Annotated in this window: 3 protein-coding genes; all 3 read right to left on the reverse strand. The window is 61.2% G+C overall.

Annotated features, from left to right (window positions below; all coding sequences use genetic code 11):
* Positions 1-65: 65 nt before the first annotated feature.
* Positions 66-824 (reverse strand): IS21-like element helper ATPase IstB, encoded by a 759-nt coding sequence (gene istB, locus K789_RS0101115; RefSeq protein ID WP_024365140.1) that lies wholly within the window; start codon positions 822-824, stop codon positions 66-68.
* Positions 821-2,065, reverse strand: coding sequence for an IS21 family transposase (istA, locus tag K789_RS0101120; protein ID WP_024365141.1), 1,245 nt, complete (start codon positions 2,063-2,065; stop codon positions 821-823). The genes istB and istA overlap by 4 nt, the downstream gene beginning before the upstream one ends.
* Positions 2,066-2,488: 423 nt before the next feature.
* On the reverse strand, positions 2,489-3,992 hold a 1,504-nt coding region (locus K789_RS0101125), incomplete at its 5' end, for an APC family permease (protein ID WP_237739469.1).

Genomic DNA, 3,992 nt, shown 5'->3' on the forward strand with positions numbered 1-3,992 from the left:
TGTTAACGCCAACCCAAAACAGGGCCATTAGTGCCAGTTGAAAACAGGGCCACTTGTTGTTCGTTCTATTGTGCCGTACTGGCCGTGGGCTGGTGTTTTCTGAGCCGGTAGCTTTTGCCTTTGAGGCTGATGACGTCGGCGTGGTGGACGATCCGGTCGATCATGGCCGAGGCGATGGTCAGGTCCCCGAAGACGTCGCCCCAGCGGGCGAAGGGCAGGTTGGACGTCAGAATCATCGAGGCGTGTTCATAGCGGCTGGAGACCAGCTGAAAGAACAGGTTCGCGGCGTCCTGGTCAAACGGGATATAGCCGACTTCATCGACCACCAGGAGACTGTAGCGGCGTAGCTTGACCAGTTCCTGGGCGAGTTTCCCGCGGGAATGAGCCTCCTGCAGGCGGGCGACCCAGCCCGTCGCGGAGTCGAAGAGGACCCGGTGCCCGGCCTTGGCCGCCTTGATGCCGATGCCGACCGCGAGGTGGGTTTTGCCGGTGCCGGGAGGCCCGAGCAGGACCACGTTCTTGGCCTCGGAGAGAAATACGCTGGTGCCCAGGTGAGCGATGAGGTTCCGGTCCGCGGAGGGCTGGTGGTCGAAGTTGAACTCCTCGAGGTCCTTGTGCGCGGGGAACCGGGCGGCCTTGATCCGTGTCGCGGCTCCGGAGGCTTCGCGTTCGGAGACTTCCCGGGAGAGGACGGCGGCCAGATACTCCTCGTGCGACCAGCCGGCGTCCCGGGCCTGGTCCCCGAGGCGGCGGAACCCATCGCTGATCCGGGGTGCGCGCAGCGCACGGGCGTAGTACTCGATCTGCGAGGGTGTCCCGCTCATGACGCCGCCTCCAGCAGCACGGCCGGGTCCTGTCCGAGGTCGATGCCGAAGATCTCGTCGTAGGCGGCCAGATCCCGGATTTGCACGGCTTCCTCGGGTTCGGGGCGGCGCACCCGCTGGGTCCGGAAGTCCCGGCGCATCACCGCCGCGCGGGCGACATGGGCCGTGTCGGTCACCACCAGATGCCGCGCCCAGGCCCGGACGTGGGTGGCGATGAGCACCCCATCGTGCGTGACCCAGACGGTGTCCAGATCAGCGGTGACATCCACGATCCGCCCAATGAACGACGGGTCCACGGAATAGTCGTTGGAGAACACCCGCACGTAGTAATCCCGCGGCAGCCGCACCGCGTTGCGGAATACCGTGTCCGGTGTCACCGGCGGTAGTTCCCGCATCTTCTCCCGGTCCAGGACGATCAGCTCGTCAGGACGGCCGTGGCGGGACCGGGAATACCGGTGGTTGGCCTTGGGCAGCCAGTCCTCCAGCTGACCGTTGAAATCCGCTGGTGAGCGGAAGTCCCGGCCCGGCATGAAGCGTTGCCGGAAGAACCTGTTCATCCGCTCGACCATGCCCTTGGACTCCGGATCCCGCGGCGGCAGCAGTTTGACCTCCAGCCCCAAGGATCCGGCGAACGCGGCCACCGGCTCCGTGGGCCGGCGCCGACCGATGCCGGACTCGTTGTCCCACAACAGCCTGGACGGAACCGCCTGCGCATCCTGCAGCAGCGCCCACATCCCACCGATCAAATCCGGTGTCGTGCGGGAGGGCAGCATCCGTGCCTGGATGAATCCCGAGAACGCCGAGGTCATCACCAGCACCGGGGGCGTGTCAGTCTGACCCTCACCGACGGGTAGCGGATCATGCGGGAACCACAAATCGCACTGGACCTGGAATCCCGGCTCGTGGACCAGACGGTCGGCCGGGTCAGGCGGAGCGTATTCAGGCCGGATCGCGGCGACCTTCGCCCGGAACAGCGACGCGGAACCGGACCAACCAACCCGCTCCGCCAGCGTTGCGGCCGGCATCGTCGGAGTCTTCACCAACAGCTCCCGCACCCTGGGAGCAAACGCATCAAAACTCGATACTCCCGCTGCCCGCTGGTACTTCGGCACCCGGTCCGACTCCAGCGCACGCTCCACCGTTCCGCGGGAAACCCCCACGATCCTGCCGATCTCACGCTTCGAGTGCTTGCCCGTCGAAAACAGGTGGCGTATCTCCGCCCAATCATCCAAATTGATCACCTTCCATAATGGTCGGTGGCCCTGTTTTCAGTTGGCGTTCCTGGCCCTATTTTCGGTTGGCGTTAACAGATACCCACGCCAGTATTTCCATCAGCTCTCTCCGACCCTATCCAGCTACGCCCCTGAACATCTTGCCGGCGTCCCAAAGCGCCTCGAGAAAGCTCAACGACGACACCACGGCAGAACTATTGGCGAGGAGTCTAACCATGTCCGTTCAGGAACCTTGGACCAGCCGGTCTCCGATAAGTTTTGACGGATGCCTGCGGCGAAATCGGGCGGGTTCGAAAGCACCGCACGGTGTTTCACATCGGTCAGACCCGGGTCCTTCTCGACATAGCCGACGGACTGGGCAAGTTACTGAAGGGTGGTCGCTGTTTCGGGTGAGGCAGTCGATGCGTTGCGTCATCCAGTTACGCTGCTGGTTCAGTGGTCTTGAATGCCAGCCGAGTTCGTCTTACGAAGGGACAGCAATGCACCGGTCAGGGGCAGGACGACCATGAGTGTGATGGCGAAAATGGATGCTCCGGTTGAGCCTGTTATCACGTCGATATTCGTAAAGGACAGGATCAGCACGAATACAAGTCCGAGGATGGCCAGTACCGGCGCGATGATCCTGACAAATATGGACACCTTGAGCGTCGGTCTAAAGTTGAAATAGAAGATGACAGCCAGGGATGTCAGCGCCATGAGAGCCAGAACGGCGAACCCCAGAACGCCCACGAGCGGAGCGAACACCCCCGTAACCGGGTCAAGGTTGAGGACTGCAGACACGATCACCCCGACGAGAACGAGACCCGAGAGGACCGCCGAAGCGTTCGATGGAACTCCGTGCCTGACATGGACCTTTCCGAAGTATGCGGGGAGCAACCCCGACTGGCCCATTGCCATTTTGTACCTGCTCACGACATTGTGAAATGAGAGAGCACAAGCAAAAACGCTACCCACGAGGAGCACGTTGACTATGTTCGAGTACACGGGGGAAATAAACTCAGAGCCGAGCACGAAGACTCCTGCGCTTGGGTCAGCCGAGAGGAACCCGACGACGTTCCCCGAGCCCGCGCCGATAACGATGCTGAACGAAGTGAACAGATACAGAATTCCGACTGAGAATACGGCCAGGTAGGTGGCACGAGGGACAGTTTTCTCCGGGTTTTTGGCCTCACTGCGGAATACCGCCGTCGCTTCAAATCCGACGAAACAAAGCGCGGCCCACATGATGCCACTCGCAGGCGACCCGTGCGTCATCGCTTCAACCGGATTTACGGGCGCGGCTGTGACGCCCTCGGCGCCTCCCTGGGACAAGATAGCGATGTCCAGCACCAGCAGGGCTACGGCTTCCAGAACAAGCAAGACACCAAGGACTTTGGAGCTCAGATCGATGTCTCGGTATCCGAGTAAGGCAATGAGCGCCCAAAACACTAGCGACCAAAGCCACCAGGGGGAGTCCTGCCAGCCGGTGAATGTGCCGACGAGCTGTGTAATGAACGGCCCCGCATAAACAGTCAAGGCCACTACGGTCAGAGCGTAGGCTCCCAGTGCGAGCATCGCCGAGGCGTTGCCGGGAACCCTTCCAAGCCCTCGCTCAATGTACGAGTAAAAGCCACCAACGTTCCGTATATGCTTGCTTAGTTCGTTGTAACCGACGACAAACAAACAGAGGATCGCCATTGCGATCACGTAATAGAACGGTGCCGCAGAGTTCTCTGAAAAGACAATCGAGAGGGGCAACACACCTGTCGCCGCGGTGAGCGGTGCAGCAGCCGCCACCACCATGAAGACAATGGCCCCGGTTCCGAGCGTCCTTTTCATGGCACCGCTTGATCCTGGCGGGCTTTTTGTGCCTATCCCCTCGATTTCATGGTGCGAATTTGAACCAACTCTAGTGTCGCTCACAAAAACCTCTTTCTTCAGACAACGTTGTCTATAG

It is taken from the genome of Arthrobacter sp. TB 26, assembly GCF_000427315.1.
In the GTDB taxonomy this organism is placed as follows: Bacteria; Actinomycetota; Actinomycetes; order Actinomycetales; family Micrococcaceae; genus Arthrobacter.